At 72.6% G+C, this 19,684-nt stretch carries 14 protein-coding genes; 5 read left to right on the top strand and 9 right to left on the bottom strand.

Features of this window, described 5'->3' with window-relative positions:
* Positions 1 to 314 precede the first annotated feature (314 nt).
* Positions 315 to 2,222 carry a translational GTPase TypA gene (typA, locus tag OG776_RS16875; RefSeq protein ID WP_148010287.1) on the bottom strand — a complete coding sequence of 636 codons (1,908 nt, stop codon included), beginning with the start codon at positions 2,220 to 2,222 and terminating at the stop codon, positions 315 to 317.
* A gap of 204 nt (positions 2,223 to 2,426) precedes the next feature.
* Entirely contained in the window at positions 2,427 to 4,733 is a 2,307-nt protein-coding gene (locus OG776_RS16880; protein ID WP_148010286.1) for an ABC transporter substrate-binding protein, read from the bottom strand.
* A gap of 449 nt (positions 4,734 to 5,182) precedes the next feature.
* Between OG776_RS16880 and OG776_RS16885 the strand changes: the two genes are divergently transcribed.
* The 4 genes from OG776_RS16885 to OG776_RS16900 are packed head-to-tail and all read left to right on the top strand — an operon-like array spanning position 5,183 to position 9,021.
* A complete protein-coding gene (locus OG776_RS16885; protein ID WP_148010285.1) occupies positions 5,183 to 5,470 on the top strand; it encodes a hypothetical protein in 288 nt (95 codons plus the stop codon).
* A gap of 19 nt (positions 5,471 to 5,489) precedes the next feature.
* Positions 5,490 to 6,311 carry a hypothetical protein gene (locus OG776_RS16890; protein WP_148010284.1) on the top strand — a complete coding sequence of 274 codons (822 nt, stop codon included), beginning with the start codon at positions 5,490 to 5,492 and terminating at the stop codon, positions 6,309 to 6,311.
* Positions 6,311 to 8,254: a fumarate reductase/succinate dehydrogenase flavoprotein subunit gene (locus tag OG776_RS16895; RefSeq protein ID WP_148010283.1), complete on the top strand. Its 1,944-nt coding sequence runs from the start codon at positions 6,311 to 6,313 to the stop codon at positions 8,252 to 8,254. The genes OG776_RS16890 and OG776_RS16895 overlap by 1 nt, the downstream gene beginning before the upstream one ends.
* Entirely contained in the window at positions 8,251 to 9,021 is a 771-nt protein-coding gene (locus OG776_RS16900) for a succinate dehydrogenase/fumarate reductase iron-sulfur subunit (protein ID WP_148010282.1), read from the top strand. The genes OG776_RS16895 and OG776_RS16900 overlap by 4 nt, the downstream gene beginning before the upstream one ends.
* A gap of 72 nt (positions 9,022 to 9,093) precedes the next feature.
* Here the strand turns inward: OG776_RS16900 and OG776_RS16905 are convergent, their stop codons facing one another.
* The gene (locus tag OG776_RS16905; protein WP_261994628.1) at positions 9,094 to 10,242 is read right to left on the bottom strand and encodes a glycosyl hydrolase family 18 protein; all 1,149 of its coding nucleotides are present in this window, start codon (positions 10,240 to 10,242) and stop codon (positions 9,094 to 9,096) included.
* 321 nt (positions 10,243 to 10,563) lie between these two features.
* On the opposite strand from OG776_RS16905, the gene OG776_RS16910 reads away from it, so the two are divergent.
* On the top strand, positions 10,564 to 12,372 hold the full coding sequence (locus OG776_RS16910; protein WP_329321426.1) for a hypothetical protein: 1,809 nt from the start codon (positions 10,564 to 10,566) through the stop codon (positions 12,370 to 12,372).
* On the opposite strand, the gene OG776_RS16915 is transcribed toward OG776_RS16910, so the two are convergent.
* From OG776_RS16915 to OG776_RS16940, 6 genes are all read right to left on the bottom strand, one after another.
* Positions 12,335 to 15,115, bottom strand: a complete 2,781-nt coding sequence (locus tag OG776_RS16915; RefSeq protein WP_329321428.1) for a SpoIIE family protein phosphatase — start codon at positions 15,113 to 15,115, stop codon at positions 12,335 to 12,337. The genes OG776_RS16910 and OG776_RS16915 overlap by 38 nt on opposite strands.
* Positions 15,116 to 15,615: 500 nt before the next feature.
* Positions 15,616 to 16,023 (bottom strand): ATP-binding protein, encoded by a 408-nt coding sequence (locus OG776_RS16920; RefSeq protein WP_148011028.1) that lies wholly within the window; start codon positions 16,021 to 16,023, stop codon positions 15,616 to 15,618.
* A gap of 216 nt (positions 16,024 to 16,239) precedes the next feature.
* Positions 16,240 to 16,677 (bottom strand): (deoxy)nucleoside triphosphate pyrophosphohydrolase, encoded by a 438-nt coding sequence (locus OG776_RS16925; RefSeq protein ID WP_148010280.1) that lies wholly within the window; start codon positions 16,675 to 16,677, stop codon positions 16,240 to 16,242.
* A gap of 66 nt (positions 16,678 to 16,743) precedes the next feature.
* Complete coding sequence (locus tag OG776_RS16930) at positions 16,744 to 16,926, bottom strand: SPOR domain-containing protein (RefSeq protein ID WP_148010279.1); 183 nt, start codon at positions 16,924 to 16,926, stop codon at positions 16,744 to 16,746.
* A gap of 493 nt (positions 16,927 to 17,419) precedes the next feature.
* The gene (locus OG776_RS16935) at positions 17,420 to 18,172 is read right to left on the bottom strand and encodes a GntR family transcriptional regulator (protein ID WP_148010278.1); all 753 of its coding nucleotides are present in this window, start codon (positions 18,170 to 18,172) and stop codon (positions 17,420 to 17,422) included.
* A 147-nt stretch (positions 18,173 to 18,319) separates the two neighbouring features.
* On the bottom strand, positions 18,320 to 19,540 hold the full coding sequence (locus OG776_RS16940; protein ID WP_329321431.1) for a DUF4190 domain-containing protein: 1,221 nt from the start codon (positions 19,538 to 19,540) through the stop codon (positions 18,320 to 18,322).
* Positions 19,541 to 19,684 lie beyond the last annotated feature (144 nt).

The raw sequence follows: 19,684 nt of genomic DNA on the forward strand, positions 1-19,684 counted from the left end.
CCGTGCCGTGACACGACGCGGCGGACGATGTCGCACCAAGTGACCGAGGCCATGACCTGCCCGGTCAGCAGAATAGTGCGAATCAGCCATCCGATGGGGTCTCCCCCTGCCCTTCGAGGGTTTTCCCTACCGTTTCCGGTCGCCTCGCGGGCGCGCCCGGCGGATGGCTCCCGCCCCGCCCGGTTCGCCCCCCTTTCCGGGCCGTCGTGGCCACGCAAAAAACCAGGATGCCCCCGGGACGGGGACACCCTGGCTCGGTGGGCCGGCTCACGGGGTCCCTGGAGACCTCGGGCCGGCCGTCGCCGGAGGGCGGATCAGCTGTTCTTGGCGCGGCTGGCGGCGCGGGCGCGCTCGCGGCCGTCCAGGTTGACCTTGCGGATGCGCACGGCCTCCGGGGTCACCTCGACGCACTCGTCGTCACGGCAGAACTCCAGGGACTGCTCCAGGGAGAGCTTGCGCGGCGGCACGATCGCCTCGAACGAGTCGGCCGAGGACGACCGCATGTTCGTGAGCTTCTTCTCCTTGGTGATGTTCACGTCCATGTCGTCGGCGCGCGAGTTCTCGCCGACGATCATGCCCTCGTACACCTCGGTGCCGGGGTCGGTGAACAGCACGCCGCGCTCCTGCAGGTTCGTCATCGCGAAGGCGGTGACGGCACCGGCGCGGTCGGCGACCAGGGAGCCGTTGTTACGGGTGGCCAGCACGCCGAACCAGGGCTCGTGGCCCTCGTGGATGGAGTGGGCGATGCCCGTGCCGCGGGTGCCGGTCAGGAACTCCGTACGGAAGCCGATGAGACCGCGGGAGGGGACGACGAACTCCATGCGGACCCAGCCCGAGCCGTGGTTGGACATGTTGTCCATCCGGCCCTTGCGGACGCCCATGAGCTGCGTGACCGCGCCCATGTGCTCCTCGGGCACGTCGATCGTCATGCGCTCGACGGGCTCGTGGACCTTGCCGTCGATCTCCTGGGTGACCACCTGCGGCTTGCCGATGGTCAGCTCGAAGCCCTCGCGGCGCATCTGCTCGACCAGGATGGCGAGCGCGAGCTCACCACGGCCCTGGACCTCCCAGGCGTCCGGGCGCTCGGTGTCGAGCACCCGCAGCGAGACGTTGCCGACCAGCTCGCGGTCGAGGCGGTCCTTGACCTGGCGGGCGGTGACCTTGCGGTCCTTGACCGCGGCCTTGTTGTCGGCGCCCTTGCCGGTGCCGCCACGGCCGACCAGCGGCGAGGTGTTGGTACCGATCGTCATCGAGATCGCCGGCTCGTCGACCGTGATGAGCGGCAGCGCGATGGGGTTCTCGGTGTCGGCGAGGGTCTCGCCGATCATGATGTCCGGGATGCCGGCGACGGCGCAGATGTCACCGGGGCCCGCCTTCTCGGCGGGCTTGCGGGTGAGCGCCTCGGTCATCAGCAGCTCGGTGATGCGGACGTTGGACATCGTGCCGTCGCGCTTGATCCACGTGACGGTCTGGCCCTTGCGCAGCTCGCCCTGCTCGACACGCAGGAGCGCGATACGGCCGAGGAAGTTGTCCGCGTCCAGGTTGGTGACGTGCGCCTGGAGCGGGGCCTCCTCGTCGAATTCGGGGGCCGGGACGTGCGAGAGGATCGTGGAGAAGAACGGCTCCAGGCTGTCGCTGTCCTGCGGGACCGTGCCGTCCTCCGGCTTGGTCAGCGAGGCGACGCCGTCCCGCGCACACGCGTAGACGATCGGGAACTCGATCTGGTCCTCGTCGGCGTCGAGGTCGAGGAAGAGGTCGTACGCCTCGTTCACGACCTCGTCGATGCGCGAGTCGGGCCGGTCGGTCTTGTTGATGCACAGGATGACGGGCAGACGGGCCTGCAGCGCCTTGCGCAGCACGAAGCGGGTCTGCGGCAGCGGGCCCTCGGAGGCGTCGACGAGGAGGACGACCGCGTCCACCATCGACAGACCGCGCTCGACCTCACCGCCGAAGTCGGCGTGGCCGGGGGTGTCGATGATGTTGATCGTGATGACCTCGCCCCCGTCCTTGGGGTGGTACTTCACGGCCGTGTTCTTGGCCAGGATCGTGATGCCCTTCTCACGCTCCAGGTCGTTCGAGTCCATCATGCGGTCGTCAAGCGACTCGGCGGCGTGCGCGGCGAAGGCACCGGCCTGCTTGAGCATGGCATCGACCAGGGTGGTCTTGCCATGGTCGACGTGGGCGACGATGGCGACGTTGCGGATGTCGTGGCGCGTGGCCATATTGAGGCGCTTCTCCCGGAGTGAGTGGACGGCCTCCGCAGCGCGGGGCCTGCCGGGCTGAACACGCCACGGCCTTACCCCATGGTACGTGGCCCTGACGGAGGCCGCCCCCGCCGGGGGTTCGGGCCCGGCGGGGGCGGCCTGCGGGCGCGGGCGGCGGGGCCCGGCGCGCGGGTGCGCGGGCGGCCGCCTCCGCCGGGTCCCTCACCCCGCGGGGGTGCTGGGAACGGCCGGCGCTTTCGCGCCCTTCTTCAGAAAGCCCATGTCCTCGTAAAGAGGGGTCTGGAACCCGAACGACCCGGCGTTGGCGAGGTTCGGGCGGACGGCGGTGAGCTGGGGCCGCTGGTAGAGAGGAATCGATCCTGCGGCGGCCCAGATCCGGGCGTCGGCCTTGCGGACCAGCGCCCTCTCCTCGCTCTCGTCCAGCGTGCTCATGGCCTGGTCGAACAGCTGGTCGACCTGGTCGGTGCCGACCCGGGTGTAGTTCTGCTCGACGGAGAGCGAGCCGTCGGCGGCCGGGACCGGCTTCGCGAAGATCGGGCGGGCGTCGGTGGCCGGGAAGGCGGAGGCGGGCCAGGAGTACAGCGCCATGTCGTACTGACCGGCCGCGATGTGGTCCTTGAAGTAGCTGTCGCCCGCGACCTTCGTCGTCTCCGTACGGATGCCGATGCGCTCCAGCATCCGCGAGATGCGGTCGGCGACGGTGCTCAGGGACTCCGATCCCGGGCCGGAGGGCAGCACGAAACGGAGCGTGAGCGGCTTGCCGTCCTTGGCGAGGACCCCGGACTCCACTCCCGCCGGGGCCGCCGTGCCCTTGGGTGCGTAGGCGCCGGGAGCTCCGCCCCGGCGGAACCGCGTGGGGGTCTGCTCCTCCGAGCGCTGCGTCCGGTGCTGTCCGGCCCGCTCGCCCTGCTCGGCCCGCTCCCCCTGCTCGGAACGCTCGGCCTGCTCCCCCTCGTCGGACTGCTCCGCCGGGTCCGCCTTCGTCCGGTCGATCCCGGCGGGCTTGTTGTCCTCGCCGACGGTGTAGTTCCCGTCGTCGGAGTCCGGCTCCGCGCCGGGGTCCGCCTTCCTGCCCTCGGGCCCGGCCGCCTTGCCCTTCTCCGTGTCCTTCTTCTCGTCCTTCTTCTCCTCCTTGACCGGCCCCCCGCGCACCCAGCCGGCGTCCAGGAGCAGCGCCTGCGCCTCCTTCGCGTCCTGGCCGCCGAGGGCGTCGCTGTTGTCGGCGTACGCTTGCTGGCCGGCGAGCGCGAGGTGGCTGCCGACCGGTACGGCGGGCAGGCCCAGCGGCTTGAGCACGGCCTGCGCCAGTTCGTCGCGGTTGAGGGCGCGGGCGACGGCGCGGCGGACGCGTTCGTCGGCGAGGGGGCCCTCGGAGCCGTTCAGCGCGAGCTGGGTGTAGGCCGGTTCGAGGGACTTGCGGACGACGAAGCCGCTCAGGGCGTTCTGCTCGGCCGTGTACTGCGCCGCTGCCAGGCGCAGCTTCTCGCGGGCTCCGGCCTCGTCGCGGGCGGCGGCCTCGTCGGAGCCGTGGGCGACGGCCCAGGAGTGCAGCGCCTTGGCCGGGCTGAGTGTGCTGTCCGGGGTGACGGGGGTGCCCGGGCCCTGCCGCGGGGCGCTGCCCTTGGCTCCGGCGGCGAGCGTGATGCGGCCGGCCTCCTCGGCGTCCACGTCGGCCATGTCGATCTTGTTCGCGGCGAGTGCGGTGGCGCGCTGGCCGCGCGGGACGGCGACCAGCGCGATCTCCGCGAGCTTCGCCGGCCGGCCCCACCAGCGGGGATTGCGGGTGAGGTGGATCTCGCCGGACTTGCTGTCGACGCTCTGCAGGGCGAAGGGACCGGCGGTGACGTTCAGCTTGCGGCGGGCGCCGTCGTTGAAGGTGGCCGCGGTGCCCATGACGTCCTTCGGGTACAGCGGTGAGAACAGCGACTTCCAGTCGGCGTACGGGCGGCTGAAGGTGACCCGCACCTCCAGGTTGTTCTTGCCGCGCTCGATCTTCTCGATGCGGTCGTACCCGGCGTTGCGGGCGGTCCAGTACGCGCTGTCCTTGCCGGACAGGGCACGCCACTGGGCCGCGAAGTCGTCGGCGCCGATCTCGCGGCCGTCGCTCCAGACCGCCTGCTGGTTGAGCTTGTAGAGGACGACCTGCTTGGGCTCCTCGTCGACGATCTTGGCCGACTCCAGGTAGTCGGGGTTGAGCTGCGGGCTGCCGTTGCGGTCGAGCCGGTACAGGGAGGGCAGCACGGCGCCGGCGACCCGCGAGGTCGTGGCGTCGGCGTCGGCCTGGAAGGTGTTCAGGGTCGCCGGGACGGAGTCGACGGCCCATCGCAGGGTGCCGCCGTCCGTGACCTGGTTGCGGCCCGCGGGCGCGATGTCCTGCGCGGCGACGGGGCCGGCCTTCTCCTCCTCGTCCGCGCTGCACGCGGTGAGGACGGGCACCGCGAGCGCGCCCGCGGTCAGGAACGCGACCGAGCGCATCACCGCGCGCAGTCCGACGCCGTCGTGGGACATCACTGCAACCTCCGGTGGGGGAACAGACCGGGTCTGATCGTTTTGTTCGGATATGCGGTTGATCAGATGTATGCACCCCACTGAAGGGGAGAAAGAGTGCGCGGGGGCGGCGACACGGCGGGGGCGGGCGGAAATCCACCCGTGCGGCGCAATGAACGGGCGCTCGCCCGCGGGGCGCGCCCCCTTTTCACCGGGGCCGCGCCCCCGCACCCCACACCGGGAAGGACGGATCCCGAAGAGGCGGGCACGGCGCGGGCGGCATGGGCTGCGAGTTCCCCCGGGGCGGAGCCGTGCCGCGGCGCGGGCAGCGCGTGTGGGGGCGCGTTCCGGAAGGTTCGATCCGGGAATCCGTGCATACGCCTTCACACGGGCTCATGTGACGCGCAACACTCGCAGGCGCATGAACGTTGCCGCCTGGGCCACCGAGCCCGTGGAAGTGAGGGCAAGTCATGTCCGTGCACGATGAACTGACGTCGGTCCAGCGCTGCCTCGACGACCTGCTGAGGTCGATGGGGCGCCTGGAACAGCAGATCGGCGGCGGCCTCGACATGCGCCGCGTCCGCGCCGACGCCGACCACCTGCGGGAGAGCGTCGCGCTGCTGCGCGAATCCGCACCCGGGCTCACGAAACCCCTGCGCCCCGACCTCGTGTCCATCCCCGACACCCCGTACGACAACTCCCTGTGGACGGACTCGGACGACGAAGGTCTCGGCGCCCGGGACCGGCACGCCCCCTGACCGACCGGAGAGTCATAAGTTGGCCACTGGTACGGAACCCCATCCGAACAGCGGCGGCGTACGCACCGGTACGCGCGCCGCGATCGCCGCCCCGCATCTGCGCACCGACCGCTGGTGGCTGGCGCCCGCCGCGACCGCGGCCGGGCTGCTGGCCTTCATCGTGTACTCGACCTGGCGGGCCTTCGCGGACACGGACTACTACGCGGCGCCGTACGTCTCGCCGTTCTACTCGCCGTGCCTGGCGGAGCGCTGCCGGAGCATGGACGCCGGGCCGAACGCGGACCTGTTCGGCAGTTGGTGGGGCATCTCCCCCGCGATCATCATCCTGGTCTTCCCGCTGGGCTTCCGGCTGACCTGCTACTACTACCGCAAGGCCTACTACCGGGGCTTCTGGGCGTCTCCCCCGGCCTGCGCGGTGGCGGAGCCGCACAAGAAGTACACCGGCGAGACCCGCTTCCCGCTGATCCTGCAGAACATCCACCGCTACTTCTTCTACGCGGCGATCCTCGTCGCCGGCACCCTCACGTACGACACCGTGCTCTCCTTCCGCGACGAGCACCACCACTGGGGACACATGGGCCTCGGCACCCTGGTGTTCCTGCTCAACATCACCCTGATCTGGGCGTACACCCTGTCCTGTCACTCCTGCCGGCACATCGTCGGCGGAAAGCTCAGGCACTTCTCCAGGCATCCCGTGCGCTACCGGCTGTGGCAGTGGGTCGGCACGTTGAACGCCCGCCACATGCTGCTCGCCTGGGCGTCGTTGGTGAGCGTGGCGCTCGCCGACTTCTACGTGTTCCTGGTCGCGTCCGGCGCCTTCGACGATCCGAGGTTCTTCTGATGTCCGTGGTCGACCGGCAGGAGTGGGACGTCGTCGTGGTCGGCGCCGGCGGCGCGGGACTGCGAGCCGCCGTCGAGGCACGCGAGCGCGGCGCCCGTACGGCCGTGATCTGCAAGTCGCTGTTCGGCAAGGCGCACACCGTGATGGCCGAGGGCGGCATCGCGGCCGCGATGGGCAACGTCAACTCCGGTGACGGCTGGCAGGTCCACTTCCGCGACACCATGCGCGGCGGGAAGTTCCTCAACCAGTGGCGGATGGCCGAACTGCACGCCACGGAGGCTCCCGACCGGGTCTGGGAGCTGGAGACCTGGGGCGCCCTCTTCGACCGCACGGCGGACGGGCGGATATCCCAGCGCAACTTCGGCGGGCACGAGTACCCCCGCCTCGCCCATGTCGGCGACCGGACCGGACTGGAACTCATCCGCACCCTGCAGCAGAAGATCGTCTCCCTCCAGCAGGAGGACATGAAGGAGACGGGTGACTACGAGAGCCGCCTGAAGGTCTATCAGGAGTGCACGGTCACCCGGATCCTGAAGGACGGCAACCGCGTCAGCGGGGTCTTCTGCTACGAACGCGAGTCCGGACGCTTCTTCGTCCTGGAGGCGCCCTCCGTCGTCATCGCCACCGGCGGCATCGGCAAGTCCTTCAAGGTGACGTCCAACTCGTGGGAGTACACCGGCGACGGGCACGCGCTCGCCCTGCTGGCGGGCGCTCCGCTGCTCAACATGGAGTTCGTGCAGTTCCACCCGACGGGCATGGTCTGGCCCCCTTCGGTGAAGGGCATCCTGGTCACCGAGTCCGTCCGCGGCGACGGCGGGGTACTGCGCAACTCCGACGGCAGACGGTTCATGTTCGACTACATCCCGGACGTCTTCAAGGAGAAGTACGCGCAGTCCGAGGAGGAGGGCGACCGCTGGTACGAGGACCCGGACCACAACCGGCGTCCCCCCGAACTGCTGCCCCGCGACGAGGTGGCGCGCGCCATCAACTCCGAGGTGAAGGCGGGCCGCGGATCACCGCACGGCGGTGTCTTCCTCGACGTGTCGACGCGTATGCCCGCCGAGGTCATCCGGCGCCGGCTCCCGTCCATGTACCACCAGTTCAGGGAACTGGCGGACGTCGACATCACCGCCGAGGCGATGGAGGTCGGACCCACCTGCCACTACGTGATGGGCGGTATCGCGGTCGACTCCGAGTCGGCGGCGGCCCGTGGCGTCCCCGGCCTGTTCGCGGCCGGCGAGGTCGCGGGCGGGATGCACGGCTCCAACCGGCTCGGCGGCAACTCCCTGTCCGACCTCCTGGTGTTCGGACGTCGCGCGGGTCTGCACGCCGCCGAGTACGCCACCGGCCGGTCCGGGGAGCGCCCGGCCGTCGACGACGCCCAGGTCGACGCGGCCGCCGCCGAGGCGCTGCGGCCCTTCTCCGCCGAGGGCCCGGTCCCCGGCGAGGAGGACGGCCGGCCGCCGGAGAACCCGTACACCCTGCACCAGGAACTCCAGCAGGCCATGAACGACCTGGTCGGCATCATCCGGCGCGAGGCCGAGATGGAACAGGCCCTGGAGAGGCTGGCCGACCTGCGGGTGCGGGCCCGCCGGGCGGGCGTCGAGGGACACCGGCAGTTCAACCCCGGCTGGCACCTCGCCCTCGACCTGCGCAACATGCTGCTCGTCAGCGAATGCGTGGCCCGCGCCGCCCTGGAGCGCACGGAGTCCCGGGGCGGCCACACCCGCGAGGACCATCCGGCGATGGAACGCGTGTGGCGCCGGGTCAACCTGCTGTGCCGGCTGGCGGATCCCACCGGCGGTCTCGCGGCGACCGACCCGGTGCGCGGCCAGATCGACCTCACCCGGGAGAACACCGACCCCATCCGCCCCGACCTGCTCGCCCTCTTCGAGAAGGAGGAGCTGGTCAAGTACCTCGCCGAAGAGGAGCTCTACGAGTGAGCAGCTACGAGGCCCGCTTCAAGGTGTGGCGCGGGGACGTGAAGGGCGGTGGCCTGGAGGACTTCACGGTCGACGTCAACGACGGTGAGGTGGTGCTCGACATCATCCACCGCCTCCAGGCGACCCAGGTCCCGGACCTGGCCGTCCGCTGGAACTGCAAGGCGGGCAAGTGCGGTTCGTGCTCGGCGGAGATCAACGGACGTCCCCGGCTGATGTGCATGACCCGGATGTCGGTGTTCACCCGGGAGGAGACGGTCACCGTCACACCGCTGCGTGCCTTCCCCGTCGTCCGGGACCTGGTCACGGACGTCGGCTTCAACTACGCGAAGGCCCGGGAGGTGCCCGCCTTCGTGCCGCCCGCCGGCCTGGCACCCGGCGAGTACCGGATGCGGCAGGAGGACGTGGACCGATCGCAGGAGTTCCGCAAGTGCATCGAGTGCTTCCTGTGCCAGGACACCTGCCATGTCGTGCGGGACCACGAGGAGAACAAGCCGGCGTTCGCGGGACCGCGCTTCCTGATGCGGGTGGCGGAGCTCGACATGCACCCGCTGGACGCCGCGGCCGACACCGGCCTGGACCGCGGACGCACCGCCCAGGACGAACACGGCCTCGGTTACTGCAACATCACCAAGTGCTGCACGGAGGTCTGCCCCGAGGGCATCAGGATCACGGACAACGCCCTGATCCCCCTCAAGGAACGCGCCGTCGACCGCAAGTACGACCCGCTGGTGTGGCTGGGCTCGAAGATCAGACGGCGGGAGGGGTGACGGGCGGTCCGGACACCGGGCCGCCGCCCGCCGCCCGCCGGAGGGAGGCCCCGCGCGGGTCCCGCCGTGCGGTCAGCGGACCCAGCCCCGCCGGTACTGCGTCCAGTCCTTCTCCCGGGCGGCGAAGTCCACGTACGCGGCCACACCGAAGTTCCGGCGCGTGCGGTCGGTGCGGGAGAGGCCGAGGCGGACACCCCGGACGGCCGCCTCGACCGTCTCCGCCGAACCGTGGTGGGACATGTCGTCCTCGTAGTAGAACGGCAGGCCCATCAGCAGGTCGGTCGTCCTCGGGGTGACCTCCAGCGCCAGCGAGGTCTGCTGGGCGACATAGCCGCCGTACAGGCTCTCCAGCGGCATCGCCGTGTCGTACGACATCACGGCGATCTGGTCGACCCGGCGGGCGACCTGCCCGAAGAACGCCTGGGACCACCACTTGGGATGTCCCGTGACCGCGCCCGCGACGGAGTGCAGCGACGGCAGCGGGTCGATCTGGTGCGCGGCGACGGAGAGCAGGGCGCCGTGGGCGCGGGTGACGCGGCGCAGGTCGCCGAGGAGGGAGAGGTAGTCGGCGTCCCCCGAGTGCAGGGGTTCCAGGTCGAAGTGGACGCCGTCGAAGCCGGCGTCGAGGACCTGCCCCGCGGAGCGCACCACCGCGGTCCGGGTCGCGGCACGCTCCAGGCGCAGGCCGACCGGTCCCTCGGTCGCGAGTTCGTCGCCCAGCCAGGCCTGCACGCGGACGCCGGGCAGCTCCCGGTGGATCGCCCCGATCAGCCGGCGCGCCTGCGGGTACGCCGACACGGGCAGCGTCCCGTCGTGCTCCAGGGGGCCCGCGTGCACGTACAGGTCCCGGACACCGGTCCCGCGCAGCCGCGCAGCGAGCGCCCCGACGTCCGCGTCCTTCTTCCGGCCGTCGACCCACGCGTGGCCCATCCACAGGGCGTCCCGGTGCCGCGTGTACGTACCGGCGGCCGGGTCGCCGGCGTAGTTGAGGCGCAGCGAGACGCCCGCCGCGAGGAGCGCGAGCAGGACGACGAGGACCACCGCCGTCGCGACGCGCTTGGGCCATCGCAGAGCGGGCCGCCGCCAGACGCCGGCCAGACGCCGGAGCGGCGACGCGGCGCGGCGGGTGGTGGACGGAGCGGCGGTGGGCGGTGAGGCGGTCCGCGCGTCCGGGGTTCCGGCCGCCGTGTCCGCACCGCCGTCCGGCTCCCCCGGCGACACGTCCGGCGCGTCGGTCGGCGCGCCCGGCGCTCCGGTCCGCGGGTCCGGCCCTCCCGGCGGCACGTCCGGCGCGTCGGTCCGTGTGTCCGGGGCTCCGGTCCGCGGGTCCGGGGCCCCCGGTCGGTCCGGTTCGGCCGGCGGCGGAGCCGGTGCCGGTGCCTTCGTGCCCGGTTCCCCGGGCCGTCCCGTCCCCGGTTCCGTCCGCTCCGTGTCCATCCCCCGCGCCCCCTCCGTATGCCCCCGTATCCCCCGTACCTTAGGCGCGCCCGGCTCGGTGCACCCCGGTCGCGCCCTCGGGCGAGCGGTCATACGCTCCCAAATGTGACGTCGCCCCTGAGCCGGACCCGGTCGCGCCGAGCCACGTCCTCCATAGCCGTGCGGGTGACGCACACCGTGCTCGGGGGGCTGATGGCGCTGGGGTGGCTGCTGCTGCCCGTCGCCCGGCCGGGGGACGGACGGTCCCCGGAGTGGCAGGGGAAGGGGCAGGCCGTCGAGGAGGTGTCGGCGGCGTCCGGGCAGCGGGGCGGCACCTCCGCGGACGACCTGGTGCTGCCCGTCGCCGCGGTGCTCGTCGCGGGCTCGCTGGCCGCGTACGCGTCCGTACGCCGGACACGGCGCGCGCGGACCCGTACGACCCCCGGCAGAGCAGTCCCGGGAACCGTGCCGCTCGCCGAACTCGACCGGCTCGCCGGGCAGTCGCTCGTCGGCACCGACGACTGTGTGCGCACCAGTGCCGAGGAACTCGACTCCGTGGCGGCCCTGTTCGGCCCGGAGGCGGCCGAACCCTACGCGGAGGCGGTGGAGTTCGCGCGCGCGGAACTGGCGGTGGCCTTCCGGCTGTGGCAGCGATCGGACGCCATCGCACCGGACGACGAGGAGGCCCGCCGGCTCACGCTGGAGGAGATCCGCGCCCGCTGCGCGGAGGCGGGGCGGCGGCTGGACGCGGAGGCGCCGGGGTTCGACCTGCTGCGCGCCCTGGAGCGGGACACGCCCGCCGCGCTCGCGTCGGCGGAGGCCCGGTTCCGGGAGCTCGCCGGGCGCACGCCCGCCACGCGGACGACGCTCGCGGGACTCCACGAGCGGTACGCGCCGTCGGTGTACCTGCCCGTGGCCGGACACGTCGAACAGGCGAAGGACCGGCTCGTGTTCGCCACGACCCACCTCAACCGGGCCCGGCAGGCGCTCGACCGGGCCGAGGCCGCGCGGGCCGTCGCGTGTCTGCGAGCCGCCGAGGGGGCCATCGGCCAGGTGGACGTCCTGCTGGCCGGTGTCGACCGGCTGGCCGACGAACTCGTCGTCGCGGAGGACCGGTTGCCCGCCGCGCTGGCCCGCGCGGACGCCTGTCTCGCACGGGCCCGGACGGTTCCGGCGGGTGCCGTCGGCGGTGCGCTGTCCGGCCGCGTCGCGCACACCGCCTCGGTGGTCGCGGACGTGCGCCGGTCCGCGGCGGACGGCCCGTACGACCCCCTCGACGCCCTGCGCCGGGTCCTGAGGGCCACCGCCGCCCTCGTCGGCACCCCGGCCCTCGCCCGGGACGAGGAGGACGGCCCGTTCCTGCGCGACGAGGCGCTTGTGCCGGCCCGCGGTGCCGTCACTTCGGCGGACGACTTCGTGACGACGCACCGTGCGGTGGTGGGCGTCGGGGCCAGGGCCCTGCTGGCGGAGGCGCGGCGCCGTCTCGCGGGCTCGCCGCCCACCGTCGCCGACGTGCAGCGCGCGGACGTCCTCGCCCGCGAGGCCCGGCAGCTCGCGGAGCGGGACGTACGGACGTACGGCAACCCGTACGCCGGGCCGGAGGCCGACGGGGTCGGCGGCGCCGTGCTCGGCGGCATCCTGTGCGGGGGCCTGGTCCCCGAGGGGACCCCGGCGGCGGACGGCGGCCCGCGGCCGGACGGCGACCCGGTAGGGGACGGAAGCCCGGCGCGGGAGGTGCGACCGGTCGCGAACGGGGGTCCGGCGCCGGGCTCCGCGTCCAGCGGGGGCGCCTCCGGTGACGGCGCGTCCCGTACCGCGGCCGCGGATTCGCTCGGTGTCGCGAGCTTCGGAGGGCCGCGCACCCGCTACAGGCGGGCGGCGGCCGTACCGGCAGCGGTCAGAACAGGCTCAGCAACGCCTCCGCCGGGTCCGTGAGCGTCGTCCCGCCGTCCGGGAGGGGCAGTTCGAACCAGACCGTCTTGCCGCGCGGTGTGCGTCGTGAGCCCCAGGCTGCGGAGAGCAGGCCGACGAGCTGCAGTCCCCGGCCGCCCTCGTCGGTGTCCCGGGCGCGGCGGCGGCGCGGCTGCACGAGGCCCGCGTCCCACACCTCGCAGACGAGCGTCCGGTCGAGCAGCAGCCGCAGCCGGATCTCCCCCTCGCCGTAGCGCAGGGCGTTCGTCACCAGCTCGCTGACCAGCAACTCGGTGGTGTCGACGAGCGGTTCGAGATTCCAGGCGGTGAGCCGGGTACGGGCGTACTCGCGGGCCCGGCCGACGCTGCGCGGTTCACGCGGCAGGGTCCAGTCGCCGACGGAATCGGCGGGCAGCCCCTGGACGCGTGCCATCAGCAGCGCGATGTCGTCCTCGCCGTGATGGGTGTCGAGGGTGTTGAGGACGTGGTCGCAGACGTCCTCCAGGGGGCGGGCGGGGTCGGTCAGCGCCCCGACGAAGGCCTGCAGACCCTCGTCGAGGGGATGGTCGCGCGATTCGACCAGTCCATCCGTGTAGAGCGCGAGGAGGGCGCCTTCGGGCAGTTCGACCTCGACCTCCTCGAAGGGCTCGCCGCCCACGCCCAGCGGCATGCCCGGCGGCACGTCGAGCATCAGCGCGCTCTCGCCGGGCTCCACCAGGACGGGCGGCAGATGGCCGGCGTTGGCGAAGGTGATCCTGCGGGTCACGGAGTCGTAGACCGCGTACACACAGGTCGCGAGATACACCTCGGAGAGGTCGGCGTCGCGGGGCTGGCGGGCCGCGCGGGTCGCCTGCTGGACACCGCCGGGGGTGCCCAGCCCACGGGCGATCTCGTCCAACGCCGAGAGGACCTCGGCGGGTTCGAGGTCGAGGAGCGCCAGGGTGCGGACGGCCGTGCGGAGTTCACCCATCGCGACGGCGGCGCGCAGCCCGCGGCCCATCACATCCCCGACCACCAACGCGGTCCGGTGGCCGGGGAGTTCGATGACGTCGAACCAGTCGCCGCCGACCTCGGTGGCCGCGTTGCCGGGCAGATAGCGGCAGGCGATGTCGAGTCCGGAGGCCTCGGGGTCGCCCGGCGGCAGCAGGGAGCGCTGCAGGATCAGGGCGCGTTCGTGTTCGCGGCGGTACAGGCGGGCGTTGTCGATACAGACCGCGGCGCGTGCCGCGAGCTCCACCGCGAGGGACCGGTCGCGGTCGCCGAACGGCTCGCTGCCCTTCGTGCGGGAGAACTGCGCGAGTCCCACGACGGTGTCGTGCGCGACCATCGGCACGGCGAGCGTGGACTGGATGAGCCCGCCCTCCTCTGCGGGGACGTGCTGCGGGCGGGCGGTGCGCAGGGCGTCCGCGCAGGCCGAGTTGAACGGGAAGTGGTGGACGGCCCCGACGGCGACCGGGGCGGGTCCGCCGACGAACGGCGCGTCGGAGACGGCGCTGGCGAAGGCGACCCGGCGCAGCTCCGCGCTGCCGTCGGCGAACCCGGGCGGGGTCTCGTCCCCGGCCAGCAGTCCCTGGTAGAGGTCGACGGTCGCGAGGTCGCAGAAGCCGGGCACGACGACGTCCAGCAGCTCGCGGGCGGTGGTCTCCAGGTCGAGGGAGTTGCCGATGCGGGCGCCCGCCTCGTTCAGGAGGGCGAGGTTGCGGCGTGCGGCGGCGGCTTCACGTGCCGCGGCCCGACGGCTGGTGATGTCGGTTCCGAGCCAGGCGATGCCGATGGGGCGGCCGCTGCCGCTGTGGACGCGGTAGAGGTTGACCGACCAGTGACGGCGTTCCTCGGAGCCGGGCACGAACCCGGCGACGTGCATGTCCGTGATGGAGTCGCCGGTCTCCAGGACCCGCCGCAGGGTCGCGGCGACGCGCTCGGCCTCGGAGCGCGGGAGGTAGTCGTGGACGGTGCGGCCCCGGTGGGCGTCGACGTCGCCGCCGAACACCGAGGCGAACCGCTGGTTGGCGCGGCGGACCCGGAGCTCGTTGTCGATCAGGAGGAACCCGAACGGAGATTGACCGAAAATCGCCTGCGAGGCGGCGAGGTCCGTCTCGATCCGGCGCAGGGTCCGGACGTCCACGACGATGCAGACGGCCGCCCGTTCGCCGTCCTCGGTCGTGGTGGGCATCACATAGACCTCGGCGAGGCCTTCCGCGCCCTCGTCGCCGGTGTCCGAGGGCGGCAGCCGGAAGGGGACCACGCCGGTCCACTCGCGGCCGTCCAGGATCTCCGCCATCTTGCGCTGCCCGAACTCGCGCCGGTCGGCGGAGACGAAGGCCTCGATGGGGTCCATGCCCACGGCGCGTTCCGCGGATATCCCGAAGAGCTGCTCGGCGCGCAGACTCCACTGGTCGACCAGTCCGTCGGCACCGATGGAGAACGAGGCGACCTTGATGTAGTCGTACATGGAGCCGGGTGGACTGCTCTGCCACACCACGTCGCCGGCCGCCTCGGCCGGGGGCTCGACGGGTGCCTCGACCGGCACCTCGACGGACGTCCCGGACGTCGCCGGGACGGGTGTCCCGGCCGGGGCGTCGCCCGCGGCCGCACCGGCGGTGCCGCCCGACGCACCGCGCGCCGTGTCGTCCGTCACGCCGTCGCCCGGGCCGCCGTCACCCGTGTCGCGCGAGGCCCCGGCCATGGCGGAATCGCCCGCGGCCTCAGCCCTCGCGCCGTCCGACGGGTCATCCGACTCCGTGGCCTTCGCTGGTATCTCGCTCACGCGAACCGTCCCCTCCAGCTCACCGCGCCCGGCACCGGTCACCGGGGGCGGCTGCCCGCAGTATCCAGCACTACGGCGCCGCACAACACGGTGTTCACGATCACAGCACGGTCCCGATGGTTTTTGGACCGGCCGCGACATACTCCCAGTCTTCTAACCAGGTGGCGCCCCATCGAATCAAAGACTCCGGACAAGGTGCGTGGCGCGAATCGATCGGCTGCCGCGTCCCCCGTCCGACGGACCCTCAGACGGACGACCGACGGGGCCCCGGACGGACGGCGCACGGCGGCTCGGACGGACGGCCGACAGGCTCCCGCGGCGTTTCCGACGCCCCCTCAGCCGGGCACGGCCTCCCGGGCACGACCGCAGGCGGGTACGGCGGTACGGCGGCGGCACTCGGCCCGCGGCCCATGCGCGCAGGCCACGGCGTGCGGGGCCGGTTCCCCGGGATCGGTTCGCCGGGGCCGCGTTCACCCGGCAGCGTCCACCGGGGGGCGGGATCAGCCGGGGACCGCGAGCTCGAACCAGACCGTCTTGCCGGTACCTCCCGGGCGGGTGCCCCAGCGGCGGGAGGAACCGGCCACCAGCTGCAGACCGCGCCCGCTCTCGTCGTCGGCGCCGGCGGCGCGCTCCCGCGGCGGGTCGGGCAGCGGGTCGGACACCTCGACCACGAGGGCGTCCGGCACGTCCGCGGGTCTGACGAGGCGAACCCCGATGGGTCCCGTGGCGTAGCGCAGGGAGTTGGTCACCAGCTCGCTGACCAGGAGCGCGGTCACATCACCGAGGACGTCGAGCTCCCACGTGCGCAGCTGTCCGCGGACGACCGCGCGGGCCGTGCGGACGGCACCCGGCTCCGCGGGAAAGGTCCACTCGGCGCAGTCGCCTACGGTGTCGATCACGCCGATCACTTCCCAGGACAGGAACCCACGCTTGTCCGGTTTCGTGGGGTTAATGGGCACATACCCGATATCCGCGGTGGCTTACCGCGCGGGCAGGAGCACTGTGGCACAAACGGCGTACGGAACCCCAACTGATCAAGGCGGCTCGTGCGCCCCCGGCTCCCGTGCCCCTCGCCCGCCGCCGCACGGCGGCGGGCGTCGGGAGGACGCCGGGAGGACGGGGACCTACCGTCGGCGGCCGGCGCGGCGATCGCCCCCGGCGGGGGTGATCCAGTGGGGCAGTGCGGCCTTCACCGCGGGGACGTCCTGGTCGAGCCAGTCCACGTCCCAGATCTCGTCCGGGGTCAGCCAGCGCAGCGCGTCGTGGTCCTCAAGGGGCTCGGGGTCGCCGGAGCCGGGGAGCAGCCGCGCGGTCCACACGCGGAGCACGTACGGCGCCCGCAGGGGCCACTCCCCCGGGACGCGCTCCACGGCCTCCGCCGCGACGCCGAGTTCCTCGCGCAGTTCGCGCACGAGCGCGGCCTCCGGAGCCTCGCCCGGTTCGACCTTGCCGCCGGGCAGTTCCCACCGTCCGGCCAGTTCGGGGGGCGCGCTGCGGCGGGCGGCGAGGAGGCGTCCGTCGCGCAGCAGGGCCGCCCCCACGACCACGATCGTCTCGTCCATGCGCCGGAGCCTACGGCAGCGCGCGCCGGCCCCGGGCGGCGTGGAACACCGCCGGGACGGGGGATGTCACCTGGTCCCGTTCTGCCCGATCCGCTCGACCCAGTAGAGCTGTTTGTGCCCGCGGTCGTCGAGGCTGTCCGCGATCTTCTGGGCCTCGGCCCGGGTCGCGTACCTACCGACGCGATAGCGGTTGCCGTTGTCGTCCTGCCGTATGACGAGCCAGGGAAGAGTGATCGTGCTGTCGTTCATCGAACCCCTCCACCTCTCGCCCCCGGCCGGCGCCATAATCCGCACTCGAACGAAACCGCACTCCGCATATGCCCGAGCCTACGCCTAACCTTCACGCAGCGAATACGGCTTTTCACAAAGAGGTACGCAACCGGCCAGTACGGAGGGGGCGTGAGCCTGCGGGTGCGCCGTCGACCGCCCTTCGCGCGCCCGTCGGACAGCGCGAACGCCGCCCCGGGTACGGCACTTGAGAAAGGCCAGATTCCAACCGGCGCCGTCCACAGGCCACTTGGCGAAGGGAACGGCGGCGGGAACGGGACAGCGAGGGCGGCGAGGGCGGCGAGGAGGACGGCGCCGGGTGCGGCGACGGGGGCGCGGCGAGGGCTGGAGGACGACGAGGACGACGAGGGCGGGGCCGCGACCCGCTTCCGCGACCGCTGCCGGGGGAGCCGGACCGGCGCGGGGACCGAGACGGTGACCGGGCCGGCGGAGGGGACCGCGGGCCCGGACCCGGCTACTTCACCGGCAGGTGGTACGCGACGCGGTAGCGGTCCGCCGGTACGACGATGTCCGCCGTCTCGACCGGCCGCCCCGAGGCGAAGTACGTGCGCTGGATGACGACGACCACATGCCCCGGCACCCCGCCCAGCGCGAGGAGTTCCTCGGCGAGACCGGGGCGGGCGCCCACTTCCTCCGTGACGTTGTCCACGATCACGTCGATCGCCGCCATCCGCTCCACGACGCCCATGCCGCCGAGCGGGCCCTCCTCGGGGAGCATCACCGGCGTCCGGCCCGTCACCGCGAGGGGCTCCCAGGACGTGGACAGCATCATGGCCTCGCCCGCGTCCCGGAACACGTACTTCGTGCACATGACGCGGTCGCCGGGCGGGATCGCGAGCCGCTCCGCGATCGCCCCGCTCGCCTCGGCCTGTTCGCTGCGCGACTCCCAGGTGCCGCGGACGGCCATGTCGGCCTGCTCCTGCCGGAACGGGGTGGCGCCGCTGTCCGGCCGGTAGCCGGACCGGGAGACCCGGCGCGGCACCGGACGCTCCCGTACGTACGTCCCCGAGCCCGAGCGCCCCTCGACCAGGCCCTCCGCCATCAGCACCTTGCGCGCCTCCAGCGCGACCGTGTCCGAGACTCCGTACTCCTCGCGGATTCTGGCCTGCGACGGGAGGCGGGTGTGCGGTGGCAGTGAACCGTCGACGATCTTCTTGCGGAGATCACCCGCGACGCGCAGGTACGCCGGCTGTTCACCGAATGTCACTGGCCGCTCCCATCAGATTGTACAGACAGCAACAGCCTGGCAACCGTGGGTTGTGCCATGCAAGCGAAGGCCAGAGAATCACTCGATGTGATTACTCATCACTGCCGAGGGCTTTACCCAGGCACTTTCTCCCCGTTGTAGCCCGTGTCACACCTCGGCACCGCCTCCGCCCGACTCGTCCCCCTGTCCGCCCCCGTTCGCACCGTCGGACGGCGGAGTGGTGGCCAGCCCCAGAACTTTGCGTGCCGTGACCGTCCTCGTCGGGTCGATGAGTTTCAGGCCCTTCTCGTAGTGGGCGTAGAAGGTGCCCGCGTCGGGCGCGGCAGCCGCCTTCGTCCACTCCTCGCGGGACGCCTCGATGTCCTCGACGAGGGCCGCTACGGGCTTCTCGGCGGCGGGGAACCAGCCATGGCCGCGCAGCAGGTGCGCCTGTTTGTCGAGCGCGTCGGAGACCCGGCCCGCCCACGCCTTGTGCCCGGGCAGGTCGTCCTCGACATACTCCTTGTCCGGCGCCGTGTCCATCGCCCGGTTCAGGACGTCGGCCGCGCGCAGATACGCCGTCTGATCGGCGTTCATCGTCAGGCCGTCCTTGCGCAACGACCCCGTCAGGCCGCTCTTGCCGTCCGTGTTCCCGAACATGCAGGTGACGGTGCGGTCGCCGACGGTCCAGCTCTCCCGGGTGGGCGTGAAGTAGTACACGTCGACGTCGTCCGGGACGGCCCAGGCGTCCATCGCGTACGAGGACCGGAGCGCGTAGCACCTGGTGTCGGCTGCGTCGACGACCGCGCTGTCCCCCGGGTACTCCCGGCCGCTCATCCGGAAGTCCGCGAACACCTCGGCGTCGTGCCGGCCGGCGCACGGCACCTTGTCCACGTCGGACGCCACCCCTTCCAGGGTGCCGCCCGGAGCGTCGAAGCAGTCGCCCTTCCTGAGGGAGAAGGCGTTGCCCGTCGAGCCGCCCGCGCCGTGCTCGACGCCGTCCCAGAAGTCGCGCGGGCCGTCCGTGGCGAGGGCGAGCACGAGCAGCGCGAGGCCGAGCGCGGACATCACCATGCCGGTCACCGCCATCGCCCTGCCCCGCTCGCCCCGCTTCCTGATCTGCACCAGGGCGACGATCCCGAGGACCAGACCGACGGCGGGCAGGAAGCAGAGGATGCCGAGCACCAGGGCGGAGATCGCGAGCCCGTTGACCGGCGCGGGGCGGTTGTACGGGGAGTAGCCCTGGCCCCAGGTCTGGTACGGCTCCTGGGGGAAGGGAGGCGGGTACTGCTGGTACGGCCCCTGGCCCGGCGGTGGGTACGGGCCCTGACCCGGCGGCGGGTAGGGGCCCTCGGGCTGGTGGGGCCCGGGCGGCGGGGGTATGGCCACGGGTTGTGTCGCTCCTTGTGCGGGACGGGACGGGGGCGGGGCGGGACGGGGTCGGGGGGCCGACCGGGGAGGCCGTGCGGCGCCGGCGCGGGAAATGGCGTGAACAGCCGCTGCCACCGATGGCACCGTGGTCACCGACGGCAC

The organism is Streptomyces sp. NBC_01689 (assembly GCF_036250675.1).
Taxonomy (GTDB): Bacteria; Actinomycetota; Actinomycetes; order Streptomycetales; family Streptomycetaceae; genus Streptomyces.

Excerpts from the sequence above, each read along its gene's own strand:
- OG776_RS16895 (WP_148010283.1), top strand. The coding sequence starts at position 6,311 with ATGTCCGTGGTCGACCGGCAGGAGTGGGACGTCGTCGTGGTCGGCGCC.
- OG776_RS16885 (WP_148010285.1), top strand. The coding sequence starts at position 5,183 with ATGTCCGTGCACGATGAACTGACGTCGGTCCAGCGCTGCCTCGACGAC.
- typA (WP_148010287.1), bottom strand. The coding sequence starts at position 2,222 with ATGGCCACGCGCCACGACATCCGCAACGTCGCCATCGTCGCCCACGTC.
- OG776_RS16930 (WP_148010279.1), bottom strand. The coding sequence starts at position 16,926 with ATGAACGACAGCACGATCACTCTTCCCTGGCTCGTCATACGGCAGGAC.
- OG776_RS16880 (WP_148010286.1), bottom strand. The coding sequence starts at position 4,733 with ATGTCCCACGACGGCGTCGGACTGCGCGCGGTGATGCGCTCGGTCGCG.
- OG776_RS16925 (WP_148010280.1), bottom strand. The coding sequence starts at position 16,677 with ATGGACGAGACGATCGTGGTCGTGGGGGCGGCCCTGCTGCGCGACGGA.